The sequence below is a fragment of the Psychrobacter sp. 1U2 genome (assembly GCF_051847575.1).
This window is the reverse complement of record NZ_JBPYDC010000008.1, coordinates 38,883-65,777: the sequence shown is the minus strand read 5'-3', so window position 1 is coordinate 65,777 and position 26,895 is coordinate 38,883. Positions and strand designations below refer to the sequence as shown.

22 protein-coding genes, 1 tRNA gene and 1 other RNA gene are annotated in these 26,895 nt (G+C 43.8%); 5 read left to right on the top strand and 19 right to left on the bottom strand.

The annotated features are described in order from the left end of the window. Positions 1-33: 33 nt before the first annotated feature. The 14 genes from rnc to coaD form a co-directional block, all read right to left on the bottom strand. Positions 34-837 (bottom strand): ribonuclease III, encoded by an 804-nt coding sequence (gene rnc, locus ACS8FD_RS05885; RefSeq protein WP_439274905.1) that lies wholly within the window; start codon positions 835-837, stop codon positions 34-36. Between the two features lie 53 nt (positions 838-890). Beyond that, positions 891-1,280: a DUF4845 domain-containing protein gene (locus ACS8FD_RS05880; protein WP_439274904.1), complete on the bottom strand. Its 390-nt coding sequence runs from the start codon at positions 1,278-1,280 to the stop codon at positions 891-893. Positions 1,281-1,309: 29 nt separating this feature from the next. Beyond that, positions 1,310-2,212 carry a signal peptidase I gene (lepB, locus tag ACS8FD_RS05875; protein WP_439274903.1) on the bottom strand — a complete coding sequence of 301 codons (903 nt, stop codon included), beginning with the start codon at positions 2,210-2,212 and terminating at the stop codon, positions 1,310-1,312. Between the two features lie 98 nt (positions 2,213-2,310). Beyond that, positions 2,311-4,110, bottom strand: coding sequence for a translation elongation factor 4 (gene lepA / locus ACS8FD_RS05870; protein WP_439274902.1), 1,800 nt, complete (start codon positions 4,108-4,110; stop codon positions 2,311-2,313). A 346-nt stretch (positions 4,111-4,456) separates the two neighbouring features. Next, complete coding sequence (locus ACS8FD_RS05865; protein WP_439274901.1) at positions 4,457-5,686, bottom strand: capsule biosynthesis protein; 1,230 nt, start codon at positions 5,684-5,686, stop codon at positions 4,457-4,459. 217 nt (positions 5,687-5,903) lie between these two features. Next, positions 5,904-8,546: a capsular polysaccharide biosynthesis protein gene (locus ACS8FD_RS05860; RefSeq protein ID WP_439274900.1), complete on the bottom strand. Its 2,643-nt coding sequence runs from the start codon at positions 8,544-8,546 to the stop codon at positions 5,904-5,906. 89 nt (positions 8,547-8,635) lie between these two features. Continuing rightward, positions 8,636-10,417 carry a polysaccharide biosynthesis/export family protein gene (locus ACS8FD_RS05855; protein WP_439274899.1) on the bottom strand — a complete coding sequence of 594 codons (1,782 nt, stop codon included), beginning with the start codon at positions 10,415-10,417 and terminating at the stop codon, positions 8,636-8,638. Positions 10,418-10,542: 125 nt separating this feature from the next. After that, positions 10,543-11,649 carry a capsule biosynthesis protein gene (locus tag ACS8FD_RS05850; protein ID WP_439274898.1) on the bottom strand — a complete coding sequence of 369 codons (1,107 nt, stop codon included), beginning with the start codon at positions 11,647-11,649 and terminating at the stop codon, positions 10,543-10,545. Then, positions 11,627-12,298: an ABC transporter ATP-binding protein gene (locus tag ACS8FD_RS05845; RefSeq protein ID WP_439274897.1), complete on the bottom strand. Its 672-nt coding sequence runs from the start codon at positions 12,296-12,298 to the stop codon at positions 11,627-11,629. The genes ACS8FD_RS05850 and ACS8FD_RS05845 overlap by 23 nt, the downstream gene beginning before the upstream one ends. 59 nt (positions 12,299-12,357) lie before the next feature. After that, the gene (locus ACS8FD_RS05840; RefSeq protein WP_439274896.1) at positions 12,358-13,170 is read right to left on the bottom strand and encodes an ABC transporter permease; all 813 of its coding nucleotides are present in this window, start codon (positions 13,168-13,170) and stop codon (positions 12,358-12,360) included. Positions 13,171-13,418: 248 nt separating this feature from the next. Continuing rightward, positions 13,419-13,495, bottom strand: a tRNA-Met gene (locus ACS8FD_RS05835). Positions 13,496-13,610: 115 nt separating this feature from the next. Continuing rightward, an RNA gene (rnpB, locus tag ACS8FD_RS05830) (RNase P RNA component class A) lies at positions 13,611-13,986 on the bottom strand. A 165-nt stretch (positions 13,987-14,151) separates the two neighbouring features. Further along, positions 14,152-14,400 (bottom strand): YfhL family 4Fe-4S dicluster ferredoxin, encoded by a 249-nt coding sequence (locus tag ACS8FD_RS05825; protein WP_439274895.1) that lies wholly within the window; start codon positions 14,398-14,400, stop codon positions 14,152-14,154. Positions 14,401-14,477: 77 nt separating this feature from the next. Further along, positions 14,478-15,002 carry a pantetheine-phosphate adenylyltransferase gene (gene coaD, locus ACS8FD_RS05820; protein WP_439274894.1) on the bottom strand — a complete coding sequence of 175 codons (525 nt, stop codon included), beginning with the start codon at positions 15,000-15,002 and terminating at the stop codon, positions 14,478-14,480. Positions 15,003-15,299: 297 nt separating this feature from the next. On the opposite strand from coaD, the gene smpB reads away from it, so the two are divergent. Beyond that, positions 15,300-15,776, top strand: coding sequence for an SsrA-binding protein SmpB (smpB, locus tag ACS8FD_RS05815; RefSeq protein ID WP_025646496.1), 477 nt, complete (start codon positions 15,300-15,302; stop codon positions 15,774-15,776). Positions 15,777-15,842: 66 nt separating this feature from the next. On the opposite strand, the gene rarD is transcribed toward smpB, so the two are convergent. Next, positions 15,843-16,862, bottom strand: coding sequence for an EamA family transporter RarD (rarD, locus tag ACS8FD_RS05810; protein WP_439274893.1), 1,020 nt, complete (start codon positions 16,860-16,862; stop codon positions 15,843-15,845). A gap of 225 nt (positions 16,863-17,087) precedes the next feature. Here rarD and ACS8FD_RS05805 point away from each other — a divergent pair, with 225 nt between their 5' ends. After that, a complete protein-coding gene (locus tag ACS8FD_RS05805; protein ID WP_439274892.1) occupies positions 17,088-17,555 on the top strand; it encodes an Lrp/AsnC family transcriptional regulator in 468 nt (155 codons plus the stop codon). A gap of 39 nt (positions 17,556-17,594) precedes the next feature. Here ACS8FD_RS05805 and ACS8FD_RS05800 read toward each other — a convergent pair whose 3' ends face one another. Beyond that, positions 17,595-18,038 (bottom strand): hypothetical protein, encoded by a 444-nt coding sequence (locus tag ACS8FD_RS05800; protein ID WP_439274891.1) that lies wholly within the window; start codon positions 18,036-18,038, stop codon positions 17,595-17,597. A gap of 264 nt (positions 18,039-18,302) precedes the next feature. Here ACS8FD_RS05800 and ACS8FD_RS05795 point away from each other — a divergent pair, with 264 nt between their 5' ends. The 3 genes from ACS8FD_RS05795 (at position 18,303) to ACS8FD_RS05785 (ending at position 22,211) form a co-directional block, all read left to right on the top strand. Further along, positions 18,303-20,762 (top strand): YgiQ family radical SAM protein, encoded by a 2,460-nt coding sequence (locus ACS8FD_RS05795; protein ID WP_439274890.1) that lies wholly within the window; start codon positions 18,303-18,305, stop codon positions 20,760-20,762. A 257-nt stretch (positions 20,763-21,019) separates the two neighbouring features. Next, positions 21,020-21,436 carry a hypothetical protein gene (locus ACS8FD_RS05790; protein ID WP_439274889.1) on the top strand — a complete coding sequence of 139 codons (417 nt, stop codon included), beginning with the start codon at positions 21,020-21,022 and terminating at the stop codon, positions 21,434-21,436. Positions 21,437-21,638: 202 nt separating this feature from the next. Further along, a complete protein-coding gene (locus ACS8FD_RS05785; protein ID WP_439274888.1) occupies positions 21,639-22,211 on the top strand; it encodes a hypothetical protein in 573 nt (190 codons plus the stop codon). A gap of 192 nt (positions 22,212-22,403) precedes the next feature. Here ACS8FD_RS05785 and ACS8FD_RS05780 read toward each other — a convergent pair whose 3' ends face one another. From ACS8FD_RS05780 to ACS8FD_RS05770, 3 genes are all read right to left on the bottom strand, one after another. Next, positions 22,404-23,159: a hypothetical protein gene (locus ACS8FD_RS05780; protein ID WP_439274887.1), complete on the bottom strand. Its 756-nt coding sequence runs from the start codon at positions 23,157-23,159 to the stop codon at positions 22,404-22,406. Between the two features lie 408 nt (positions 23,160-23,567). Next, positions 23,568-25,631 (bottom strand): NAD-dependent DNA ligase LigA, encoded by a 2,064-nt coding sequence (gene ligA / locus ACS8FD_RS05775; RefSeq protein WP_439274886.1) that lies wholly within the window; start codon positions 25,629-25,631, stop codon positions 23,568-23,570. A 145-nt stretch (positions 25,632-25,776) separates the two neighbouring features. Next, positions 25,777-26,796, bottom strand: coding sequence for a cell division protein ZipA (locus ACS8FD_RS05770; RefSeq protein WP_439274885.1), 1,020 nt, complete (start codon positions 26,794-26,796; stop codon positions 25,777-25,779). Between the last annotated feature and the right edge of the window lie 99 nt (positions 26,797-26,895).

Sequence of the window (26,895 nt, the reverse complement as noted above, 5' to 3'; positions counted from 1 at the left end):
GATAGTTATAAAAGGATAAGAATACGGTTAATCTTAAGGGCGTTTTTTTATGGCATTTGGGAGTTTGTGCAGCTGATTGATCATCAGCTCAGCCGCTTTTTGTTCAGCGATTCGGCGACTCTCGCCAGACTCAGTCACATCAGGACACTGACTGATGCTCACCTGACAGCGCACGACGAAGATCTGATGCGGGGCATTACCACGAGTTTCTATTAATTCATAAACCGGAAGCTCGAACTGCTTAGATTGCAGCCATTCTTGCAGGCGGCTTTTAGCATCTTTTAGCACTTTTTGTTCATTAACGTTTTCTATCAAATCACCATACCAAGCCAATACGCAATTACGGGTAATGTTGATATCTTGACTGTCGAGATATATCGCTCCTATTAACGACTCTACCGCGTCGGCTAAAATAGAAGCTCGGTTACGCCCCCCTCCCTTACGCTCGCCAACGCCTAAAATGAGATGATTAGACAGCTCAAGGTTTTGCGCTATGATGACTAGTGATTCTTGACGGACCAAAGTCGCGCGCATACGAGTCAGGCGCCCTTCATTTTGCGTAGGATAACGATGATATAAAGCTTCTCCAACGATCATTCCGAGCAGCGCATCCCCTAAGAACTCCAAGCGCTCATAGTTTGTTTTACTATCAAAAGAGCGATGGGTCAAAGCGAGCTTGGGCAAGCTGAGATCATTAAAAACATACCCCAGCTTGCGTGTCAGCACTCCTAAGCCCTGAATAAAACTTGGGGTTAATATTAGCGCGTCAGTAGCAGTGCTTTTTTTGTGACTAGCAGGCACAGGCTTTGCTTTATGCTGCGGTGGATTTGATTTCATGCGTGGCTTTTGGCTATCCTTTTATCGTATTAATATAGCAGCTTAATCATTTTTTATTCTGCTGAAGTTGCATCGATATCGCCCTCAAAGCGATTAACGATATCGACGTTCGCAAAAAAGTTATTGGTCTCTTGGTAATCTTTATAAATCGCCAATTGTCCTGTTTTTTTATTAGTAAACGTAAAGATATCTTGGGCGTTAGTGTCGTAGTAAGCGTTGATATTGAGCTGTCTGTTGACTCGTTCAATATATTGACTAGACGTCTCGTTATTAGCATTAGCCTCTTTTAACTGCGTCGCTAATAGCTCTGTCAATTGATAGTCGCCCACTTGTGCGGGCACGATAGCTATCGTTAGCTTACCTGCTATGACAATAACGATTAATAACAAAATAATACTAGTCACACTAGCGCCGCGCTGTGCAGATAAACTGTTTTGCTTCATCCTTACGCTTCCTATGTAAGCTGGCATCATTAGTCGATCGAACCATTGCGATCAAAAGTCGGCATACTTAGGCCGGGCGCTTTATGCATCCAAATATAAACGGCCTTACCGGCTAAGTTCTCGTCAGGCACAAACCCCCAAAAACGGCCATCTAAGCTGCGGTCACGATTATCACCCATGACAAAATATTCATTCTCAGGAACCGTGATGCTCCACTTATTCCCAGCTGAGCTTATCACCTCTGATGCTTGCTGCTGTAGAAAAGGCGCATATTGTGAGCTATTCATGCCTTTTAAGTAGCGAACCATGTGTTCATGCTCACCTTGAATTTCTTTGAAATACTCCGCTTGCTCTTCTTCTAACTGTCCCATTCTCATCGCTTCAGCATCAGATAGCGCTTGGCCTGGGGCAATCTGTCCCGCTGAATACAGCTGTGAGGTCAATTCGGAATTGGCAGCATAGTCAACAGACTCTGTTTTTATGTCTGTGCCATTGATGGCAAGGGTACCATTATCATAGCTGACCGTATCACCCGGCAAGCCAATAACGCGCTTAATATAGTGCACACTTGGATTTTCAGGATAACGAAACACAGCGACATCGCCATGTTCAGGATCACCTGTATCAATAACTTTACTATAAGTTAATGGCAAGCGCACGCCATAAGCGAACTTATTTACCGCAATAAAGTCGCCAGTATATAGTGTCGGCACCATAGAGGAGGATGGAATATTGAATGGCTCAATCAAAAACGAGCGTACGATCAATACCACTGCTAATACTGGAAAAAAATCATAGGCCCAGCGCACTAGTAGATTTTCTTGGCCGGGGCCACGCGTTTTTCGCTGCTTCAAAGCCAGTTTATCTAATAGCCAAATTAGCCCTAAACCTAGAGTTAGTGGCACTAAAATTAAGTTAAAATCAAAATCCATCAAAGTGCCCTTCAGCTATCAAAAAATGACTCATGCTTGAAACCGGTCACAGACCGCAATTATCCTAATATAAAACCATCGCTATCGTTTACGATTTATTAACTATCGACCTGTAATACCGCTAAGAAGGCTTCTTGTGGAATCTCCACATTACCTACTTGCTTCATACGCTTTTTACCCGCTTTTTGCTTAGATAATAGCTTTTTCTTACGCGATACATCGCCGCCGTAACACTTAGCTAAAACATCTTTACGCATAGCTTTGACCGTACTACGACCAATAATCTGACTGCCAATCGCGGCTTGAATAGCGACATCGAACATCTGCCGCGGAATCAACTCTTTCATCTTAGTCACTAGCTGATTACCACGGAAACGCGCCTGATCTTGATGGACAATCATCGCTAGCGCATCGACTTTATCACCGTTAATCAATACATCAACTTTGACTAGTTTATCGACTTGATAGCGCTCAAAGTTATAATCTAGTGAAGCAAAACCACGCGATACCGACTTGAGGCGATCAAAGAAATCCATGACCACTTCACCCATAGGAATATCGAATATTAGCTGCACTTGACGGCCCATAAAACGCATATCGACCTGCACGCCTCGGCGCTCGATGCATAGCGTCATGACGTTACCTAAGTACTCTTGCGGCACTAAAATCTGACAACGCGCTATTGGCTCACGAAACTCTTCGATATTATTGGGTTCAGGTAGATGCGATGGGTTATCGACATAGATCACCTCACCATCTTTCTTTTCTATCTCATAAATAACCGAAGGCGCGGTAGTGATTAGATCCAAATCATATTCGCGCTCAAGGCGCTCTTGGATAATCTCCATATGCAGCATACCTAAGAAGCCGCAGCGAAAGCCAAAACCTAGCGCATCAGAAGTATCGGGCTCAAAAAATAGCGAAGCGTCGTTAATTTGCAGCTTTTGTAGCGCTTCACGGAATTTTTCAAAATCATTGGCGTCAACGGGGAACATACCCGAATACACCTGCGGAGTAATTTGCTTAAAACCTGGAATGCGATCCACGTCGGGCGTCTTGGCAAGTGTAATCGTATCACCAACTGGCGCACCAGCAATGTCTTTAATACCCGCGATAATAAAGCCAACTTCACCCGCTTCTAAAATACCGGTATCTAAAGGTTTAGGTGTAAACACACCAATTGAGCTAACCGGATGTGCCTCTTGGGTCGATTTAATATAAATCTTATCCCCTTTACGCACTGTACCTTCACGGACTCTGACTAATGACACTACGCCCAAATAACTATCAAACCATGAGTCAATAATAAGCGCTTGTAGCGGTGCCTCACGGTCACCGGTTGGCGCTGGAATAACTTCCACCAAAGCTTCTAATAGTTTATCAACGCCAAGTCCTGATTTGGCTGATACGCGCGGCGCATCCATGGCTTCAATACCAATAATGTCTTCAATCTCTTGAATCACACGCTCAGGTTCAACTTGGGGTAAGTCAATTTTATTCAGTACCGCCATCACCTCTAGGCCTAAGTCAACAGCGGTATAGCAGTTGGCCACTGACTGCGCTTCGACGCCTTGCGCTGCATCAACGACTAACAGCGCCCCTTCACAAGCGGCGAGTGAGCGTGACACTTCGTAAGAAAAGTCAACGTGACCTGGCGTATCAATAAAGTTTAGCTGATAGCGCTCACCATTTGGGTGGTCATAAAACAAAGTAACCGACTGCGCTTTAATCGTGATACCGCGCTCACGCTCGATGTCCATAGAGTCAAGCACTTGCGCCTGCATCTCACGATCTTGCAGTGCACCGCACATCTGAATGAAACGATCGGCAAGGGTCGACTTGCCATGATCAATGTGGGCAATGATAGAAAAATTACGAATATTGGCTAATGCAGTCACAAAGCGCCTACTAAATAAGAGGTGATAGAGTATGTTGATTAAACTTGTCTTGCTAGTGGTTATCTCAGTAACACTATGTTTACTCTAAGTGTTTATTCTAAATTGCCTTAATATATTTACTGAGAGCTAGAGAGAAGCTTGTGTGCGTATTCTAGCAGTTTTTGGCTATAAAGTAAGGCGATTTCGTTGGCAAGCAATTGATTTATAACTCAAGATAAAGGCGAGGATAACAAAGACAAACGCAGCGCTAGTTTTTTGAGCGCCGCTTTACTAATTAGGCTGCAAAACTGCAGTGTTTTAAAGTGGTAAGCGTACTAACTGACATTTTTGGTCTTGGCTAGCAACATTATTTACTGGCTTCAATCTCAACGTCGTTATGTTCTGGATGCTGCAAAAACTTATACATCCAAGGCGATTTGCCATAGAACGAGCCATTTAACTGGGTTTGCTCGATTAGATACTCGCGAAAGCGCAAATAAAACTCATTATCTGGCGTCTTTGGTTGTTGCCAAAAAGCATCGAGCGGTTTTACATCGGTAAGCTTCGGAGTATCGTAGATAGCGCGCCCCATCACTTTGGTTGGTTTTTTATGATAAACCGACTGCAAGCCTGTCGTGCTATTGATAGTGACCATACCGATGCTATGCTTCATCAGCGTAGGCAGATGCATATCGCAGCCATAAAACACTCGCGACTCAAGCTGATACCGCGCAGCTAATTTTTCGACGAGCTCACGATAATCACGGTGGCCTCGGTCTAATGGGTGATGTTTGAACACCAACCACTGAGACTTATCGGCATAAGCGGCAAAGCTTGCTAGAGTGTTTTCAATAAACTGCACCACATCGCGATAGTTACTATGATGCGTGATCTGTGAATCATTATGGACTTGTAAGCTGACTAAAAAAAAATTCTTGTCCGCTTGGGTCACTAGCTGCTGCTGTAAACGCTTATCTGGCAAGTAGTCTCGAAATTTACGCCACGGCGCTTTTAGCCAAGCTATCGCTTCTTGCCAGGCAGTCATACCGCGATAATGAGAATAATGGGGATAGCGTGACTTATAAAGTCGTGTCACAACATAATAAACAATAGCGGCGATACTCAGCCGATAAAAACGATTATGGGTATACAAAGGATAATCGTTGGCTTTTTTTAAAGCTTTGATATCAGCAATATTGAGACGCGAATAGCCATTGATGCCATGCTCTTGTAAAGTGATATAGTCAGGGCGTAGATAGCCTTCTTCAAAAACGAAAAACGATATACCCAACTGCTCGCTCAAGCACGCCGCTTGCGTATGATGTGGACGGCAATCCCCGAAACAAACAATAGCATCAATCGAATGCTCGGCAATAAAGGACTGTAGCCAAGAAGAGAACTGCGCCAAGGTGCCAGTATAATCATAAGCCTGATCTTGTCGATAAAAAAAAGCATCACCTGCATTAAAATTGACCTTACTGACCGCAATATCTTGGCTCTTCAAAAAGGTAGCAAAGCGACTGAAAAACCCGCCCATCTTTCCTTGTAATAATAAGACGTGTCGATGGGTGAGCAGATGATGCATCGATGCTGCCATAATTTTATTACCGTTAATGAAAGAGAGTAAGTAAGGAGAATAGAAGTTGTAAAACCAGCTTAAAAGTGTCAATTTAAAAGTTAGAAAAGTTCAATCTACAGTCGAATTATACCTAAAAAACCCCTGCTTGTTATAATGGATTTACAAATAATGGCTCAACTGATTGATTAGATATTATTTAAAAGCAAACTAAAATGAGCTAAAAACACGCCCTTCTTTATTCACTTGGCTTTTGTAAAAGCTGTTTTAGCTGATGGCGCTGCTGCATAAAGTGAGTAGCCGCTTGCCGTTTTACTGACTGTATCTTCTTAGCCAGCTTAGATTTAGTGATAGATAATGGAGGCTGGGCTGCACCGCTATTTGAGGAAGTAGCAATATCAGAATCAATCGAAGGATACAAATAGTCGACCACCTGCTCTACCTGCGCTAAGCCGTAACCTTCCGGTAAGCGATATAAAGGGTACGCTATCAAGGTGCACTGTATTAGCTGCTCAAGCGTCAAGGGAGTTTTTCGTTGACGGCGCTGTATATACAGCACTTTTGGGTACAGATCTGCATCGGCATCGACGGTGAGTCCCCAGCCGGCGTAAAAAGGAAGCCCATAACAAACGACAGCCAAATCGCGTAACAGCGCCTCAAACCCAGTTAAAGAGCTAATAGTATGTACCTCATCCACCTGTGCTAAGCAGTCAGGCATCGCGGTATCATGTGCAACAGCATCTACTTGCTGCAATATCTTAGCTGCTACTTGACCGCGGCGTAGGCCAGCTTCAACATCGGGGTGCGGCTTATAAATGAGATAAGCATCTGGATGATCTTGGCGGACACGCTCGATCAAATCGCTATTGGTTTTGATCGCCGAGCCGCAATACTGTACCGACAGATCGTCTTCGACTTGACCGACGATCAAAAGGCGAGTTTTATTGGTTGCTTGCGCCGCGCTCAGCCATGATATTTTTGAATTACCGCTGATTTTATGATTGCTTTTAGCAAGGGTGTTAGTATTTTGATTATTAGTATTTTGGCTATCAACAGCACGACTGCCCACATTGTATTTACTGACGCGCTGAGTCAATAGCTTGTTGCGAAGCTGCTCAATTCGTTGTAGCTGTTTAGTGCTTAAAGGCTGACAGTCGCGTAGTAATACCTCTAAATCAGATGGCTGAGTAGCATCGTAATAGATACCTAGTTTATCCACCACTACCGATAAAGGCGCTAATAAAGTGGCTCCTAAACCATTGGAGCGGATAAAGCCATCTTCCATAGTATAAATAGGCGGTGCAACTGTAGATAAATCAGGCTTATTTGAAGCGTGGTTGCGGGAGTAGTCTTTAAGCTGACCTCTTTTTAATTTACTCTTTTTTAGCTTGACCTCTAGCTGCTGACGCTTGGCTAAGCCCCAAACCAACAAAGGTTGTCGGTAGTCTGCGCGAAAATGATCAGGATGCAGCAAGTTTTTTAATCTAGGCTTAGGCTTAATAAATAATGAGGTACGCGGCAAGTCGATAAAAGCTCTGACAAAAGGCAGCTTCCAGCGGCTAAACTCATAAACCGTCAGACTTCCCTCAAGGCGCAATGACCAGTACCGATTGGTCGCTAACCAATCAATCGCGGTATCAATATCGCAAGCCTGTTTAGTCACTGGATCGGCATAATAGCTGTAGTCGATATAAGCACTATAAAATAAAGTGGCTAAGCTGGCCTCGATAACGGCTGTCGACTTTTTCTTTATGGGCGGCAGTCTACTTTTGCTACGCTGATAAAAAGAGGGCTTTGCTAAGTATTTACTCTCTATAGATGGTTTAAGATTCTCAAGCTGCCGTTTTCGACGTAAAATCGTTTTGTTTAATAGCTGCTGAGGGGCGCCGCTATCATCGGTAACGCCCCAGCCACTGTACCAGCTCACACCAAAACAGTGCACTGTCTTACCTAACATCAAAGCTTCAAATCCCATATGCGAGCTGATCGTATAGACGTGGTCCGCTTGCGCCAATAACGCTATAGGATTGAGCGCCTGTTTGAGAATACGGACGTTTTTGGGTAAGTTAAAGGAAGTCAGATAGCCATCGCTGCTTGCAGGATGAGCTTTTATCCAAATATGAGCATTTGGATGGGTGCGGCGGGCTATTTTTAGCATGCGTTTAAATTGCTGTTTATCCGCGCCAGCGCCTTTGATAGAAGCATCGCCTTTTACTTGATCGATTAAGAGTACATGTGAGTTTAAAGCGCGGCTGTCGTTACTGTTGTCTTTGGTAATAATTTCATCCAGCGAAGGACAATCAATCACTGCATTATATTTGCTTAACTGCTCATTACAGATACGCGCCATTAAGCGCTCAGCATGTAAGTTCTCGGATGCAGCTTGCGCGCAGCTTGTCGTTGTTGTCGTTCGCTTCAGGATGTATTGCTCAAGGCGCGACTCATAATTTGAGTCAAAATATATACCCAAATCATCAACTACCACGCTTAATGCCTGACGACTATGAATCCCTGATTCTAGAGAACGCAGAAATCCATCTTCAACACTCAAAGTAGCGAGCTGCTGATGCTTCGCAGCTTTATTGGCACGCTGGTAGCTTTTCTTATGGCCCCAACCGATAAAAGCGTCGGGACGAGTAGTACTTAAGTTAAGAGCTTTTTGGACTTTTAACCCCATGCGCGACCAAGGATACCAGCGCTGAATATCAGCCTGCAGAATATGCGGTAATAGTCGGTTATTACGCTTAATGCCTTTGCCTATCACAGCAAAAGTTGGCGTGACGGCTGCAGCATAAAATGGCTGTAAGACATCGTCAGATAATGAGTCAAGCTTATTTTTCTTAGCTTGTATCTGCTCTTTATCTGCTCTTTTTTTTGCCATTTTACCCTACCTAATCGATTATAACGCCTTACACCTTACTCTCTAAAGCTTAAATAGTTGCTAAACCCTAAGCACACATTAAGACTCTATTATAAGTCCAAAACCACTTTGGCAGCGATGGCCAACTGATAGAAAATCTGCGACAGTCCGCGTGCAATCTCTACCCGTTTGGTCTTAACCTTTGGCAGCACCATAATCTCATCGCCTTGCTGAATACGATAGGCGGTATTTACCACTTCGCTGGCGCCGTTTTGATGAATAACTAAAATCTCTTTGGTGTCAGCATTATCACCAAATCCGCCTGAATTGGCCACATAATCGCCAACCGTATAATCAGGGTTAAAGGTAAGCGCACCTTGCGCGCGTACTTGACCATTGACAGTAATCACAGACGTCTGCGCGGGGATTTCAATGACATCGCCTTGCTGCAGAATAATGTCTTGCCATGAGTTTGGCACCACAACGATTTGACCATCAGGCTTTACATTTCGCGCTTTTGCTACAAACTGTTTGACCAAAGCGGCATCATCTTGGCGTAGCGCCGCCTCTTCACGCGTCGTCGATTGCGTGGCGAGTGTTAGCTCTTCTAAGCGATCAAGCGACTCATTAATCATGCGTTTTTGCTGCTCAGCTACTGACTCACGGTAAATCGTCAAGTGCGTCAGTTTCGCTAATGGACTTGGTTGCAACTGCGGTACGATGTCTTTGAGACGCGCACCATAAGGCACCACCATCGCTCCATTACCGGTGTGCGCGCCTTGAATTTGTACCGCAATAGTTCCAGCGTAGCGATCTGAGGTTACAACCATCTGATCGCCGTTATAGACTGGCACGTTTTGCGCTTCAGCAAGACTATAATACTCTGCCGTCTGCGCTCGGCCAGCGCTACGAGTGATACTAACATTAGTCGCATTGGCTGCTGGATTGGCCACTTGTAACACATCGCCAATCGTCAAGTTATTAACATCAAATTCGAAAGTATATTCGTTTTGGACCTGACCGCCGACTCCAAAAGTCTTTTTCTGCGGCGCGACCGTAATCACATCACCGTCGCGAAAGGCGAAAGGCTGCAATTTACCCGCTAATAAAAAATCGTAGAGATTGACTTGTTGCAGTAGCTGACCATCACGTTTGATTTGGATGTCGATGTAGCTACCACGGGTAGGATCAACGCCGCCAGCACGGTCTAAATAGGACAGCACAGAATCAGCTGCCAGTCCACCATAGTAGCCTGGCTGCTTAACAAAACCGGTAACAAAAACTTTAACCGGCTGTGCTTGTTCTAATGAAGCATAAACACCAACATTAGAGCGATAAATACGGTTTACCGCGCTTTTGACGACGTTTTGTAGATTGCCATTTTGCACCCCTGAGATACGCACAGGCCCAACATTTGGCAAAAATATATTCCCTTGCGGATCAACGGTCATAGTTGAGGCAAACTGATAAGCGCCCCACATCCGGACTTGTACATTGTCGCCGGGGTTAATAACGTAGCTGTCGTTGAAGGTCGAACCAGAAGTGGTCGAAAAAGCACCGCGGAATAATTGCTCACCAAACATCTGGTCTTGCGTATTGATATCTTGATAAGGACGCGTGGTGTTAATGACCGACTGACTAGGTAAGCTTGACGCTGCGACCGCTTCTTGCGCGGTTCCTTGACCCGGAACACCGCCTGCAAAGGCTTGGGTTGCGACATTAATATTATTACGATTTTGGTCTTGGCTCATGTTGTTTGCGTTAGTACCAAAGCTACTCCCTGATATCTGATCGGCGTAGCTCGTCGCTGCGAGCGCTGGAATGCTAGTTGCCGCCATGGTTAAGCTGATGATCTTAATCAAGATAACGATACGACGAGGTTTGGTATTCATGAGCTGTATTCCTTTGCTGATATGCCGATCATACCAGTATCTAATGTTTCATTTATAAACGCATGAGGGCACTAAACTTGCCATCTCAAATAATAGCTAAAAGCTGAGCGCAAAGTTATCAATATCTAACTGCGATGGTCGCGCACAACAGCCATGACCAAACGTACAAAACCATAGAACATCAGTAATAAGGCTAGTGAGGTCCAAATGATGTACAGATGGCGAGGATAAGTAGCCTCTTCAGCCTCGTAAGGGGTTGAGATAACAATTAGATTTTTCATCTTTTTAAAGGCTTCGAGTCGCGCCTTTTCTAGCGACGATAACGATAGCCTATAAAGCTCAGTGGCAAAATCGACATCGGCTTTAATCGTCTCAAACTGTACCGCTTGACGGTTTAGCTTAGTAGTGTTGGGTGAGGTAAGTTTCGTTTGCTCTTGAGCGATTTGTTCTTCAACCGCTTTAATCTGACTTCTCAATGACACCACCTGCGGGGCGTCTGGATTCAAGTAGCTTAGTAATTGTCGCTCTTCAGTGCGCAAAGAGCTGAGCTGCGCCTGCAAACTACCAATCAGCTGATTCACGATTTGTGCATTGGCTTGCGGATCAAAGATCTCATTGGTATTTTGATAGTTCAGCAGTTGCTCTTTGGCTTCATTTAAACGATCTTCTGACTCACTGAGCTGAGTTTCAGCAAAAGACAATTGATCGCGCGCGATTTCTTGTGAAATACGATTCACAAACTGCTCAGACTCGGCCAAAATCGCTTGATTTAGCTCAAACGCATACTCTGACTGAAAAGCTTCAGTCGATACGGAGAGAATGTAGCTTTGCTCATCAAGATTAATATGCACGCGTTTTTTAAAATACTTAAGCAACTCTTCTTGCGTAGCATCAGGGTCAATCTCGTTGAGCGGATCTGATCCATCAACATGATAAGCTTCGCGGAACTTGAAAGTACTATCAAGGCGCTTCACCATATCGTTAGATAAAATATATTCAGTCAGATAAGTGGCGTCTTCCTTACTAGTGCTATTGACGCCTAACAAAGCCGATAGACCACCACCAGCAGGAACATTAGTATCGCTTACCTGTTTGACCACCACATCAGAAGTTGAGATAAAACGAGGATGCGCTAAGGTCATAACATAAAAGATCACTATTACCCAAGGCAAGATAACCAAGCCGATAAACAGCGAGAAGTCAATGATCTTATTTTTTCGCTTTGTGGACATGCTTTTCATAAACTTCAATCGCTTCTTCTGTATTGTCAAACACGTGTGCCGTTTGATCCATTAGTACGATACCAACATCGCAATTACGCTTGATGTCACTGATATTATGCGACACTACCAAAAACCCTGCTTGTGCACGGCGAGCTGCCAAAATCTCTTCGCTACGCTTACGAAAGGCGGCATCACCTACCGCACCAGCTTCATCAAGCATATAATAATCAAAGTCAAAGGCTAGGCTTAAGCCAAAAGTCAGGCGCGCTTTCATTCCTGAAGAATAGCTCTTCACTGGCATATCGAAATAATTACCAATGTCTGCAAACTCTTCGACAAAGCGAATTTTTTCATCAATATAAGCGCCGCTTGAATAAAGACGGCAGACAAAGCGAACATTCTGTCGTCCAGTTAAGCTGCCTTGGAAGCCGCCCGCGACTCCTACTGGCCAAGAGATCGTCGAATCGGTGATAATCTCGCCACTATCCGGCTGATCAAGACCGCAAATGATGCGTAGTAAAGTCGATTTGCCGGCACCGTTACGACCAAGCAAGCCTACGTTTTGTTTATCACCTATGGTCAGGTTTAAGTCTTTAAATAAATAATGCCGGCCTTGCTTGGTCATAAATGACTTAGAGATATTCTTAATTTCAATCATTCATTTACCACTTCTTTAGATAACCATTAAATAAAAACACTTGTCAAAATCTAAAGCCATTATTTTGATCTAATTAAGTCTCTTTCCACCGCTTTATACAAAAGCAAACCTAAAAAATTAACCCCAACCATCCATTTTAAAAAGTAAGTAATATCGATATGATAAGCGGGATAATTTGGCGCAAAAGCATGGCGCATGAGCTCAATATTATGAATAAAAGGGTTGTACAGTAAATAGCTAAAATAAGGCTCCGGAATGATATGGATCGGGTAGATAATCCCAGAAGCAAAATAAAGTATAGTAAATAATATAGAGATAACTTTACTGATCTCTCCTCCATAGAAGCCGACAACCATCATAATTAAAGCGACACCAAAGCTGAATAAAAACAAGGTAATCCAGCAGAAAATCACAATATGCAAATTGGCTAAACTTGCATAGTCGCCAAAAAAAGCTAACCCAATTAATAATATAACTAAAGTAATAAAATAAATAATGAGCTCTAATGTTGAGCGAGCAATAATGACATCGATATGTCTTATCGAGCGATACATTAACAACCCTTGATTAGCTTCAACCGCTCCTAAAGCTCTAGTAGAAATGGTTTGAAACATTCGAAAAGGTACCATTCCAGTAACTAAAAACAATGGAAAGCTCATTCCTGGTAAAGCGCGTTCTATGATGACACCGAAAATAACTAAGAAGATTAGTACTTGAAAAAGAACTTCTAGCGGCGCCCATAGGTACCCTAATCGATAGCCACCAAAACGAGTCTGTAGCTCACGCATAATCAAAGCGTGAAAGGCGGCACCCATAACTTTGAGTCCGCTACGGTGCTTGACAGGACGATAAGGAGGCAGCTGTACGGACATGAATTCACAAGACCTTATAAAAACAGCTCCCATGATAAGTAAATGGTGCCTAAGTTACAACAATTAATCTGTGAATGAGTAGATAAGTTGCTGATTCTATAAGCATTCATTAGCGTTGCTAAATCGATGAGGTGAGCCGTTTAGGTAGTTATTTAGATAATTAAGAGAGTTCTACCACTGTTGCGAGAGTTGTAGATAAAAATTATAGGCAAAAAAAAGCCAACCGCAAAGGATTGGCTTTTTAAATATGGTGGCGATGAAGAGACTTGAACTCTTGACCTCACGATTATGAGTCGTGCGCTCTAACCAGCTGAGCTACATCGCCATTTAAGGCTCGGTATAATACCGATAGCATTGACTTGCGTCAACCCCAATCTGACATTTTTTGCAAAAAAAATGCGTTAACGACTAAAATATAATAACAACATATGACACATAAAAGGTTTGGTAGACCGATAAGCCGGGTTCTGTCGTGGACAATCATTCCTCTAGGCGTACAATCGCTCGTACGCTCAAGCAACCTACCCGCATCGAACGCGGGCCGCGCCATATCGATGCCTATTTGGTCTTGCTACGCGTGGAGTTTACCTTGCCGTGAGATGTTGCCATTCACGCGGTGCGCTCTTACCGCACCCTTTCACCCTTACCGATAATGTCAGACACTAAAGGCGGTCTACTCTCTGCTGCACTGGTCGTCAAGTTACCCTGCCCAGCCGTTAGCTGGCACGCTGCCCTATGTAGCCCGGACTTTCCTCCCCTGCAAGTCTATTCATTAAAAAACAAATAGTATGCAGCGGCGATTGCCTAGTCTACCAAGCGCGCTAGTATAGCAAACCTAAGAATTGATAGGGAGAGTCTTTTCAAATTATTTTGAAACTTAAAAAATGTTTTGGGCGTAGGCTGGGTTAAAAACCCATCCTACAATGATTCATATTTAATCGATAGTTTAATGACTTTGATATGACTTAATATTCAAAAAGATTATTTACCAGTAATACGCTTATATTTGGCTAATAAATCGCTTTCACTCTCGACATGATCCGGATCTTTGGGAATACAGTCCACCGGACATATCACCACGCATTGCGGCTCATCGAAGTGACCGACGCATTCGGTGCATAAATCAGGATCGATGACGTAAATGTCTTCGCCCTCGGAGATGGCCTCATTCGGGCAAGCCGGCTCGCAGACATCACAGTTGATGCATTCATCAGTGATTAGTAATGCCATGACCTACCCCTTTATGATTTCGTGGTTACCGTTATAAAAATACGCTTCGTTAGTGATAAAAGCCAATACTTGCTGATCTATTCAGTCTGAATGGCTAACTTATCAATAAAAGCTTGCGAGACGCACTCTGGTACAAACTTCCTGACATCACCGCCAAGCTTAGCGATTTCGCGAATCATAGTTGATGAGATAAAAGAGTAATTCTGTGACGGCGTCAAAAACACTGCCTCAAAGTTTTCATCAAGCTCGCGGTTCATATTGGCCAGTTGAAACTCATATTCAAAATCCGACATTGCGCGTAATCCACGCAAAACAGCAGTCGCTCCCTTTTCGCGCATAAAGTCCACCAGCAAGCCTTCAAACCCAACGACAGAGACTTGCGGCAGATCCGCAAATACCGTTTCGACCAACCGCACTCGCTCCTCAAAGCTAAACAAAGGCTTTTTATGATGGCCTGAAGCCACAGCAATGACTACTTCATCGAATAGTTTTGTCGCGCGTTTGACCAAATCGACATGACCAGTAGTAATCGGATCAAAAGTGCCAGGATAGAGAATTTTGGTATGTAATTTTGAGACTTTAGGTGTAGAGGCTGGGTTCATAGCAAGGCTAATATAGTCATTGATGGTATGCGTATCCTAGCAAATTTAGCAGTGATTGAACACTCAGTTTATCCGCTTTTGCGAGCTTAGGTTACAATAGTAACGACTACATTTGTCCTAAGCTCGCTTTACCCTTTTTAACTAGCGATTTGTTACAATACTCGCTTCGACTCATCCGTTTTATGACCGCAAATTAATTATAAAATTAGCCCGTTAGGATGAGGAACAGTAAGACTAAAGCGTTAAGTTCAAGTCAGCACATTTAAAACAGCAACTTAACGTTTTGAGGGAGAAATTATGTCAAAAAAATCTAAAAAACCAGACAACCAAATTGCCAGTAATAAAAAAGCGCGGCACGAGTATTTTATTGAAGAGACTTTTGAGGCAGGATTGTCACTGCAAGGCTGGGAGGTCAAGTCCATTCGCGCCGGAAAAATGACCATTACCGAAGCTTATATTATCTTTCGTAATAATGAAGCTTTTTTATTTGGTGCCCATATTCAGCCACTAATAAGTAGCTCAACCCATGTCAATCCAGACACCACGCGCACACGTAAGCTACTACTTAATCGCCGCGAGATCGATAAGCTTTACGGCGCAGTTAACCAAAAAGGCTATGCTTGCGTGCCCTTATCCTGCTACTGGAAGCGCTCGATGGTGAAATGTCAGATCGGACTTGCCGTTGGTAAAAAGCAGCATGATAAACGTAAAACTCTGAAAGATCGCGACTGGGAACGTGACAAGCAGCGCGGCTTTAAACAGCATTTGGGCTAAAGTCATCGATAAACTGCAAAAATAAAAAGGACGGCTTATATTAGCCGTCCTTTTTTAACTCTAAAGTTATGCAGTTTTGGTCGTTAACGCAGCTTTGATTTCTTTTGTCTCTCTGTTGGTCTTAAGTAACTGTCTTACGCCATGAATAATCAAAAACCCTATCCCTAACCAAATCAGACCATAACTATAGAGCATTGCCGATTCAAACGGATTACCAAGTAACGTGATGGCTAAGATAAATAGCAAGGCAGGCTCCAAATAACTCATCATACCGTAGACATTCACCGGCAGCATTTGGCTGGCATCGACGTTGGTTTTCATCGCAAGAACGCTTAAGATACCCAGTCCTATTAGCATCATAATAAAGAAGCTAGAGCCGCCAACTAAGCTCAAACTACTTGGCGTTATAAAGAACAAATATCCTAGAGCAAAAGGTGCAAAAATCGTTAAATCAACGAGTAGTCCGGTAATCGCGCCGATACCTTGCAGACGGCGGATAATATAATACAACGGATACGTACCGCACACCCAAAGTGTTGCCCAAGACACGCTTTGAGTCCGTACAATCTCACTGCCAACGCCTAACGCCGCAAATCCCGCCGCTAACCACTGCAAACGGCTCAGCTTCTCACCGAATAGCACACAGCCAAACACCACCATCATTAAGGGAAATAGAAAATAGCCCATCGCCGTTTGTACGCCTTGACCATTGACTGGTGCCCACATAAATAGCCAAAACTGGCTTAAGAATATCGGTGTTGGTAATAGTAACCACGCCCATTGCTTGATTGATCTTAGCTGTCTTAACTTATCAATATGCAAGCTTAAACGCCCGCTAACCACTAAATACCCTACTAGCGCCGTCCACATCGCTAGCATGCGCCAGATAAAAACCTGCGTGCCGGATAGTGGCGCTAAAAAGTGACTATAAGCATAAAGTACGCCAAATAATAAATTCGACAATACCGCTAATGCCGCGCCCATGATTAGCGTGCGCTGCTTAGTACTACCCGCTGTCCATATCGTCGGTAGCGGCAAGCGCGAAATAGTACTTGTGAACACCGTTGATAAGGCTGTAGTTGACATAAACGCTCCAAAAATCGAATGAGATTCTATCATTCAGCATCTTGTTATTATTAAGCTGAGGGAAGCTAGTTTACGCGAGCGCTTTGAGATATTATTTCTATATTTAACTACTTATGAATTTATTTATCGTAATATCGCATTATTATTCATTATTTATCATGATTTAGTTTTATTACTGATTATACTTATTGACTAATAACCTTGCCTAATTAAGAGCATATTATTATGACGCACACTCTTGATCAAACCGATAAAGCTATATTAAATCTACTGCAAGACGATGCAACTTTACCGTTAAAAACCATTGCCGAAAAAGTACACGTGTCTACTGCAACCGCACAGCGACGCGTACAAGCGTTAATAGATAATGAGATAATTAGCAAACAAGTGGCTATCGTCAATCCAAACAAGGTGGGATATGGCCTGACAGCGATAGTTATGATCCAGATGCTACGCTCGAATAACTCTATGCAGCACCGATTTGAGCGCTTGATGAGTAGTCAGCCGCGGGTGATGAGCTGTTATGAAGTGTCAGGCGATGCGGATTTTATGCTAATGGTCAATGCTAAAAATATGCAGGATTACCATCAATTTACCCGCGACCTATTGACGCATGAGAACAATGTGCGTAGTTTTAGCAGTCAGTTTGTGATGAATTTCACCAAAAGTGGGACGAAGATATTGTTGGATTAATCATTGCTAATAATCAAACTCCATTGCAGTAATAGCCGTTTATTTTTCGATAGTGAAAAAATGCAGCAGATAAGGAATAGCAAATAATAAGGCGATAAATCCATAAACAAACACAATCGATAAAAAAGTACCGATGTGCATACCTGTGCTGCTCATATTAGTCATATACTCAAACATCGTTACTGCCGCACCTATTACCAAAAACAGCATTACGATTATTAAATGTCTGCTGGTAAAAGCTTTAGAGCGATAACGGTCTCTTTTTTGAAAATAAATCATAGCGATAAGATGTAGCAACAGGACAATAGGTATCACATAAAACATATAATATAAAGTGAGATGCCCGACGACATTTGCTGCATAAGCTGGCATCGGTAAAATCATAAGAAGCGTCAGTAAAGTGATACGACTAGATACCTCACCATGTAAATTGTCGTCTACTGGTTTGCGATATGAATTGCGAGTTAAGTTTTTATTTATCATTTTCACTCTCACATAAGACCATTATTGAGAAAGTGCTCTGCTGTTATTAAATCACATTAGCAATAGCTTCGGAATAAAAAAGCTTAATTTAATTGGCTGTTTTATTATTATGAACTGCCCCCTTGCTTTCACAGTAACATCCTAAATTTCTCTTAAACTATCAATAACTTATCAAAAAATATCAAAATCACTTTTTTACACCCTGAAAGCAATTCATGTTAAAATGAGCGCCTTTAAATTAGCCTCAAACATACAGGTCTGCCCATGTCTGCTGATACCATCGCTCATACCGCTTTTAAACAAGGCACTAAGCCGTTATACGACTACGATAAGCATTGGGCAAGCTGCTATGAGCCTGCGCCTTATTTGCCGATGACTCGCGCAGAGATGGACGCGCTAGGCTGGGATGCTTGCGATGTGATAATTATATCGGGCGATGCTTATGTCGATCATCCCAGCTTTGGTATGGCGATTATTGGACGTCTTTTAGAATCACAAGGCTTTCGCGTCGGTATTATCGCCCAGCCCGATTGGAAGAGCAAAGACGCCTTTATGGAGCTTGGCAAACCGGTTTATGCTTACGGCGTTACCGCTGGCAACATGGACAGTATGATTAATCGCTACACTGCCGATCGCAAGATACGTAGCGATGACGCCTACTCGCCAGGCAATGTGGCGAATAAACGCCCAGACCGCGCCGCTATCGTTTATAGCCAGCGCTGCCGTGAGGCATATCCTGATGTACCAATTATTCTAGGCGGTATCGAAGGTAGTCTGCGCCGAATCGCCCATTATGACTATTGGTCGGATAAAGTACGCCGTAGTATCTTGCTCGATTCGCGTGCTGATGTCTTATTATACGGTAATGCCGAACGCGCTATCGTCGATGTGGTGCATGGTCTCTCAAAAGGCTACACCTTTGAACAAATGAGTAAACTGCGCGGTACGGCTTATCTACTTACGCCAAGCCGTCGTCACTGGCAAGCAGATATGGTGGAGGTCGCGAGCAACGATGTTGATACCGTTGGCCGCGTTGATCCAATTATCAACCCTTACGTAATGACCGAAGACGTTGATAGCTGCAAGATTGAACAAGAAAAGCCTAGCGACTCGCCCGTTGGCCAAGCGATGACTGGCATGTCTGCGCAATATGCGGGATTTGTCGCGGAGCCTGTGACTCATAAAGTGCTTAACGCTGAGCAAGTTGATCTCGATACGCAAGTAGTGCAAATGCGCGGCATGAATACTCAAGATAATAAAGAATATAAGCCCAAAACCGCTCTTAAACATAAGCTAAAAATGCCACCGCGCGAAAAAACGGTTATCCGTCTGCCAGATTACGACCATGTCAAATCAGACCCCGTACTCTACGCTCACGCCAGCCGTATTCTACATCTTGAGACTAACCCCGGTAACGCGCGGGCGCTAGTGCAGCGCCATAGTAGCGGCGCGGGCAACTCATTTACATCCATTGACGTTTGGCTCAATCCGCCACCGATTCCGCTGTCGACCGAAGAGATGGACTACGTCTTTGACTTGCCTTATGCACGTCTGCCTCATCCAAGCTACGGTGATGCACGTATTCCTGCTTATGACATGATTAAGTTTTCGGTCAATATCATGCGTGGTTGTTTCGGCGGCTGTACCTTTTGCTCGATTACGGAGCACGAAGGTCGTATTATCCAAAACCGCTCAGAGGACTCTATCCTACGTGAAGTGGAGGCCATTCGTGATACCGCGCCGAACTTTACTGGCGTCATCTCAGACTTAGGCGGCCCGACGGCCAATATGTATCGTCTTAACTGTAAAGACGAAACCATCGAAAAGCACTGCCGTAAGCCCTCTTGCGTCTATCCGGATGTCTGTGAAAACCTAATTACTGATCACAGTAATTTGACCCAGCTGTATCGTAAAGCGCGTGATATTAAGGGCGTGAAAAAAATCCTTATTGCCTCCGGTCTGCGTTATGATCTAGCGGTAAAAGATCCTGAATACGTCAAAGAGCTCGTCAGCCATCATGTCGGTGGTTATCTCAAAATCGCGCCGGAGCATTCTGAAGAAAACGTCTTAGCAAAAATGATGAAACCCGGTATGGGCAGCTATGATAAGTTCAAAGCGATGTTCGAACAATACAGCCAAGAGGCCGGTAAAGAGCAGTATCTAATACCTTACTTTATCGCGGCACACCCTGGCACTAAAGATGAAGACATGATGAACCTTGCATTGTGGCTCAAGAGCTATGGCTACCGCGCCGATCAAGTGCAAGCGTTTTATCCAAGCCCAATGGCGACTGCGACGACGATGTATCATACTCATAAAGATCCGCTACATAAAGTTAGCCGCAGTGAAGGTGATATGGATATCGTCAAGTCCGGCAAGCAGCGTAAACTGCATAAAGCTTTCCTTCGCTACCATGACCCTAAAAACTGGGCAATACTACGCAAAGCGCTGCAAGATATGGGCCGTAGCGATCTAATCGGTAAAAACAGAGGTTGCCTCATACCACCTTTTAATGCCCATCTAGAAGGACGCGACGCCAATCAAGACAGCTACCAATCAGCGCGTAAGAAAAATAGCCGCGTTGGTAATGACTCGGCTAAGCGCCAGAATAACAGCAAAAACAACTCAGCCAACAGTCAAACGAATAACCGTTCTAAGAAAAAGGTTAGTAAAGGTAATTTTCAAACCCAGCATACGGGTTTGCCACCACGTAAAACAAAATAAATAGGCTGAAATCAAAACTAGCAAACAATACAAATCCCGATTAATAAAGCGGCTGCTGACTTAAGTTAGCAGCCGCTTTATTTAGTTAAAATTTATAGTTACATTAGTCAATATTTAAGCAATAAAGTTATAAGGTAGTGAACAATTCCTAACATTCAAAAGCAGGTGCTTTCGTTACCATAAGCTCCATGCACTTAGAGTGCTATAACCTTTAATTATAACTTTTAACAACAAAGCATTATATTTTGGAGACCTCTATGAATACTATGATGAAACTTACCGCAACCTTACCTGCTGTTGCTCTGATGGCAGCTTGCTCGACTACCACTCCAACCTCTCCTACAACCCCAGCTACCTCTACGACTGGTATGAGCGATATGGCCTATGACCGTATGGCGCCTGCCCCGTATACTTGTACTGATGATAGCCAAATCTTAGCAAAGCAGTCTATCAACAAAAAGCAAGCGACGATTAGCGCAACTGTTCCGAAACTGAACTGGACACAACAAGAAGTAATCTTGGTCGGCGGCGTCAATGGCGACACGGCAAGCTATATTAACGACTCTAACCCAGAAGTCATCTACGCGTGGCACATGAAAGGCGATGAAGGCGTACTGGCTATGAAATGGGCCGACGGTAAAGGATACCAAGTCAACTGTAAAATCGGTAGATAGTAGTATTGAGTCAATTATGCATTGATAGTGTTTAGCTTTTAACTAAAACATTTATCAATATATTAGACAGTCATCATATGATGGCTGTTTTTTTATGACGGATTCAGTGGTTAACGCTAGCAAAAGCTGTCAAAATAATAGTCAAGAAAATTAACGACCATAAACGCATAGCAAAGCTGCTCATAAGAAAAAAGGAAGATTGATGAGAACTCGTTTATTGAGACTCACGCTAGTCTCTACTCTTAGCATGATCGCATTAGCAAGTTGTGATAATAGTGGTAATGAACGTGTTGATAGCTCTGCTGATACTGAGAAAAGTGTTTCTACAGAGACTGATAATGCTACTACTGCAACTGAAACCTCATCAGTAGTTACTGATATTGACTGGTCAAAAGTGGCTAGTGGTGAACAAGCGGCTGAACGAGCTAATTATGATTACCCCTTTGATATCGATAGTAAAAATGTACAAGATTACGCTGATTACTTCAAAGTAGACAAGGCGACTGCTCAGCATAATCTCACCGTCGGCATGGCGAGTAATGAGGCGTTATCAAAAGTACTCGATCAGCTTAGTAATAGCTATACTTCACATGAGCTAACCGATGGCGAAACCGTCGAGCTAATTGTTCATGCGACTCCTGAGGTACAGGCTAGCCAATATGAGTATGTCTTTGCAGATGACTTTGCTAAGGGTTTAGTTCTGCCGATTAAGATTGTTCCGGATGGTAAGAAAAGTGAGGCTACGGTTAATCCGCATGAGGAATTGGGAGAGTAGTTCTTTGAGTGACATTATTAATATGTAAGAAAAGTCGTAACTTGTAAGGTGCGCCCCGCGCACCAACGCATAAATAGGAAACAACAGATAAAGATAATTATCTATGCAAATGATTTAACGTAACGTTCAGATATTCATTAAATAACACTTTTAATTCTTAAAAAAGTTCTGAGATGATGCGCGGGGCGTACCCTACTCGACTTCTTTAATCTCTTTACTTATGGCTTTTGCCCAATAAACTATAGCGAGCTGTTCGATGTCTGCTGCATTATAAGACGCATGATAAGTGTCAAACAAACATTCTCCATAATTTGATTTAACTTCACTACTCTCTTCATTCACTACTATCTTCAACAGAGCACGTGAACGTGTTCGTTTTTCGTGAATATCTTTAATCGAATGCCATGGTATATCTAACGCTTGATTGAATTTAATGATTTGTAGTTTTTCTGGTAACAACCTAAGACTAGATATTGTGACTAATGGCGTTTTATTTTTATCTTCATTCTTAGCTACCAAATAACAAAGTATCACTATACTAATCGGTAGCACTGCCCAAATGATATCAGAGGGATCAAATGATTGATTTATGAAGAAGGGCATCAGCCATGCAATAATGAGTTTTGTACTCAGCCATATCATTAGCGCAAAGATAGCTATCGTCAAGAAAAATCCAGCATTGTACTCTTTTGCTAAGAATTCGAAACTTGGTAATTTTAATTCAGCCTTAATATCAGTACTTTTTAAGTATTGTATGCTGGCAATTATGTCTATTTTTTGAGAATTGACTGATGTAAATACACCTAACCATTTCAAGTAACTCATGACTAGAATCAAAAGTAATAAAAACGACAAGCTAATACTTCCGGTTAAATATTCGACGCCCACACTTGTACAGGCGATGATAGCTACGTGACGCATTACTTGAGTATAAGTATAGTATGCCATGGACTTCCGAAATTTTGATAAAGGTGTTGGTAATTTAAGCCGTAGGGTGCGCCCCGCGCACCAACGCATAGATAGGAAACAATAGATTGAATGTACTTATCTACGCAAATGATTCAAAGCTAAGCTATTAATCGAATGGTACTTAGAGTTCAAAGATCCGATTCTTAAACGGTGCGCGGGGCGCACCCTACTACTCTCTTTTTATTCTACGAAATCAGAGCGGTTGCGCGAGGGACGAGCGCCGAGCTTAATCAGTAAAGAAAGCTAACCCATAACCCGCATATTTCTATGCTTTAAAGAACGCGATGCTGAGGCTGATTCTTTTATCTTTTATCTTTTACAATATATCGAACAGTATCGGTGGGTTGCGCTATCGCCCACCCTACAACTCGCTTTCATATTAAAGATTTACGACTCTTCTAACATTGCCAAAAACTCTTCCTCGCCCACGACCTTAACCTCTAGCTTCTCTGCCTTCGTCAGCTTTGAGCCGGCCTTTTCTCCTGCCAACAACGCCGTAGTTTTGGCGGACACACTGCCAACCACCTTTGCGCCGAGGGCTTGCAGTTTGGCTTTGGCCTCATCGCGTGCCATGCTCGCGAGCGCTCCGGTAATCACCCACGTTTGCCCATCAAGGGGTAAATCGCTAGAGGCCACTTGCTCAACGTTATCCCAATGCACGTCAGCCGCGCGGAGCTTGTCGATGACTTCGATGTTGTGCGGAGCGCGAAAGAACTCGTAGGTCAGCTCGGCGGTGATAGTACCAACGTCTGGCGTGGCGATAAGCGCCTCCATATTAGCGCTCATTAAGCTATCTAAATCACCAAATTGTTGGGCGAAGTTTTGTGCGGTGCCCTCACCAACACCGCGGATACCTAGCGCGTAGATAAATCTTGCTAAGGTGGTTTTTTTACTGACCTCAATAGCGTCGATGATGTTCTGCACCGACTTCTCGCCTAGCTTCTCATAGGTAATCATTTCATCCTGATGCTTATGCAACTGATAAATATCGGCAACGGTTTTGACGAGCCCATGTTCAAAGAAACTAATGAGCCAGCGCTCACCCAGTCCGTCGATATCCATCGCACGGCGCGAGACAAAGTGAATAAGGGCCTCGGTCTGCTGCGCGGGGCAAAATAGTCCGCCTGTACAACGCGCTAAGGCTTCGTCTTCTGGTAACACCACAGGCGAGTCGCAAACCGGACAAGTCGAAGGTAACTTGACAGGTTTAGAATCGTCTGGGCGTTGGTCTTCCCAAACGCGGGTGACTTTCGGGATGACATCACCAGCACGATGGACGCTGACCATATCGCCCGCTCGCACATCTAAGCGCTGAATCTCGCCAAAGTTATGCAAGGTGACATTGCTCACGGTGACGCCGCCAACTTTGACCGGCTCTAATTTGCCAACTGGGGTAATCTGTCCGGTGCGCCCCACTTGCCATTCGATAGTATGCAGGCGGGTCATGACGGTTTCGGCAGGGAATTTATAAGCCATCGCCCAGCGTGGTTCTCTAGATAAAAAGCCTAATTGCTGCTGCAAGGCTAAGCTGTTGACTTTAATGACAGTGCCATCGATTTCAAACGGTAATTTCTCACGTTTTTCAATGACTGACTCGTAGTACTCTTGCGCCTCGCGTGGATTAGCAACCACTCGTACCGCGCTAACCGTAAAGCCTAAGTCACCCAGCCAAGCTAGGGCAGCTGACTGAGTGTCAATAGTCTCAGGTAAGCCTTGATTGACTGAGTAACCATAAAAGGCTAAAGGGCGACTGGCGGCAATGGCGGGATCGAGCTGGCGCAGACTGCCAGCAGCGGCATTACGTGGATTGGCAAAGGTTTTTTCATCATTTTCAATGGCTAGACGATTGAGGCGCTCAAAGCCTGCCTTGGGCATCAGCACTTCGCCGCGTACTTCTAGCAATTCGATATCTTTGGCATCGCCTAGCCACAATGGCAGATTACGGATGGTTTTTACATTTTGTGTAATATCCTCACCCGTTTGCCCATCGCCGCGCGTGATCGCTTGCACATACTGGCCATACTCGTATTTTAGTGACACCGCCAAACCATCGAGCTTCATCTCCATCTCATACTCAGGATTTTGCTGTGCGTCGCTTAAGCGATCATTGACGCGGCGCATAAAGCTATGCAAGTCATCATAATCAAAGACGTTACCGAGCGATAGCATAGGAATATCGTGAGTGACTTGAGTAAAGGCCGACAGCGGTACATCGCCGACTTGATTGATCGGGCTATCAGGCTGAATAAGGTCCGGATACGCTTCTTCTAACTCGAGTAGTGATAGCCGCAGCTGATCGTACTCACTATCTTCTAAGATAGGATTATCAAGGACATAATAGGCATTATTATGAGTTTTTAGCGCGGCGATTAAAGTGCGCATTTTTGTGATGACATTGCTATCATCGATCGAAACATTTTTATGGTCATTAGTGTTGCCAGAGTCAGTCATAGTCGGTATCTATAGTAGTTATTCAACGATTGATAATAGCAACTATGATAACAATTTAGAGGGCGCTTTACAGCAAAGACTGGCATAAAAAAACGCCACTTTTATTCAATAAAAATGGCGCTAAGTAGAGGGTTATTTTGCTATGTTAGCTGTCATAATCGCGAACTTGATTACGCAGCTGCTGCTTATAATCCGGCGTAATCGGTTCATTATTTTCGTCTAACATTACCGCACCGAGGTCGCTTGCCATCATATAAGCAATACTCATCATACTATCAAAGCTACGCACGGCTTGTGGATGTGGCAGCGATAAAAACAGCACCACGCCGCTATAGACATTGGTCGCCACGCTGTGCGGGTCAAAAGGTGCAATACCATTATCAGTAATGCCCATCATGCTGAACCAAAGCATACCGGTGCCGTCTTTTTGCTCATAACGATGGAACATATTCATCGCGCCAAAACGCAAACCGTACTTATCCACTAAAGTTAATAAATCGCTGCCACGAATGATCGCATTCGGGCGTTCTCGGCTTTGCTGCGGCAAGATAGTAATATTGATATTGTCTTTGGCATTGATTAGTGGCCCGTTTTGCGCCTCGTCAATGGGTGTTAATAAATGCTGGTCGAGCACAGGGCTATTGTCCGTGAAGCTTGGCTCCTCAGCGGTATCAATCACTGGCATCAGGCTGTCAGTCGCTGACATAAGGCTTGAAAAAGCATCCGGCTCACTCTGCGTGTCAGAGTAATTATCTCGTGCAAGTTGCGCAAACTCTTCGTTATCTGCGCGCTGCTGTTCTGCTTGCCAGCTAGCATATTCTGGATTTGTATCATTATCATTGATATTAGTAGTCGTAGCGCGATTCTGCGTCAACTGCGCATCGACTTCAGTATGGTTGTGCGTCAACGGCTCCTCTTCCACCACAGCACTGAGATACTCTCTATCAGGCGCGATACTCGTCTCACCGGCGATAGCATCATCAAAGTCTGGCTCATCAACGACATTACGCTCGTGACGCGGAATAATCGGAATACCGTTTTTGTCATAATTCACCGCTACCGCATCGGTATTTTGCCGGCGTTTCAAACTACGAATGACCATAAACAGTCCTGCTAGCACAATCAAAGCGGCAATGGCGATCAATACAAACTGGATAGCGGTCATAAGAGAATACATCCTAGTAATAATAAAGGTAACAATATAGGTAATGATAAAAGTAATCAGAAAATATACAGCAGTTTAAACGCTATCAGTCTAGCACGG

Excerpts from the sequence above, each read along its gene's own strand:
- rnc (WP_439274905.1), bottom strand. The coding sequence starts at position 837 with ATGAAATCAAATCCACCGCAGCATAAAGCAAAGCCTGTGCCTGCTAGT.
- ACS8FD_RS05880 (WP_439274904.1), bottom strand. The coding sequence starts at position 1,280 with ATGAAGCAAAACAGTTTATCTGCACAGCGCGGCGCTAGTGTGACTAGT.
- lepB (WP_439274903.1), bottom strand. The coding sequence starts at position 2,212 with ATGGATTTTGATTTTAACTTAATTTTAGTGCCACTAACTCTAGGTTTA.
- ACS8FD_RS05865 (WP_439274901.1), bottom strand. The coding sequence starts at position 5,686 with ATGGCAGCATCGATGCATCATCTGCTCACCCATCGACACGTCTTATTA.
- ACS8FD_RS05860 (WP_439274900.1), bottom strand. The coding sequence starts at position 8,546 with ATGGCAAAAAAAAGAGCAGATAAAGAGCAGATACAAGCTAAGAAAAAT.
- ACS8FD_RS05855 (WP_439274899.1), bottom strand. The coding sequence starts at position 10,417 with ATGAATACCAAACCTCGTCGTATCGTTATCTTGATTAAGATCATCAGC.
- ACS8FD_RS05850 (WP_439274898.1), bottom strand. The coding sequence starts at position 11,649 with ATGTCCACAAAGCGAAAAAATAAGATCATTGACTTCTCGCTGTTTATC.
- ACS8FD_RS05845 (WP_439274897.1), bottom strand. The coding sequence starts at position 12,298 with ATGATTGAAATTAAGAATATCTCTAAGTCATTTATGACCAAGCAAGGC.
- ACS8FD_RS05840 (WP_439274896.1), bottom strand. The coding sequence starts at position 13,170 with ATGTCCGTACAGCTGCCTCCTTATCGTCCTGTCAAGCACCGTAGCGGA.
- ACS8FD_RS05825 (WP_439274895.1), bottom strand. The coding sequence starts at position 14,400 with ATGGCATTACTAATCACTGATGAATGCATCAACTGTGATGTCTGCGAG.
- coaD (WP_439274894.1), bottom strand. The coding sequence starts at position 15,002 with ATGAACCCAGCCTCTACACCTAAAGTCTCAAAATTACATACCAAAATT.
- smpB (WP_025646496.1), top strand. The coding sequence starts at position 15,300 with ATGTCAAAAAAATCTAAAAAACCAGACAACCAAATTGCCAGTAATAAA.
- rarD (WP_439274893.1), bottom strand. The coding sequence starts at position 16,862 with ATGTCAACTACAGCCTTATCAACGGTGTTCACAAGTACTATTTCGCGC.
- ACS8FD_RS05805 (WP_439274892.1), top strand. The coding sequence starts at position 17,088 with ATGACGCACACTCTTGATCAAACCGATAAAGCTATATTAAATCTACTG.
- ACS8FD_RS05800 (WP_439274891.1), bottom strand. The coding sequence starts at position 18,038 with ATGATAAATAAAAACTTAACTCGCAATTCATATCGCAAACCAGTAGAC.
- ACS8FD_RS05795 (WP_439274890.1), top strand. The coding sequence starts at position 18,303 with ATGTCTGCTGATACCATCGCTCATACCGCTTTTAAACAAGGCACTAAG.
- ACS8FD_RS05790 (WP_439274889.1), top strand. The coding sequence starts at position 21,020 with ATGAATACTATGATGAAACTTACCGCAACCTTACCTGCTGTTGCTCTG.
- ACS8FD_RS05785 (WP_439274888.1), top strand. The coding sequence starts at position 21,639 with ATGAGAACTCGTTTATTGAGACTCACGCTAGTCTCTACTCTTAGCATG.
- ACS8FD_RS05780 (WP_439274887.1), bottom strand. The coding sequence starts at position 23,159 with ATGGCATACTATACTTATACTCAAGTAATGCGTCACGTAGCTATCATC.
- ligA (WP_439274886.1), bottom strand. The coding sequence starts at position 25,631 with ATGACTGACTCTGGCAACACTAATGACCATAAAAATGTTTCGATCGAT.
- ACS8FD_RS05770 (WP_439274885.1), bottom strand. The coding sequence starts at position 26,796 with ATGACCGCTATCCAGTTTGTATTGATCGCCATTGCCGCTTTGATTGTG.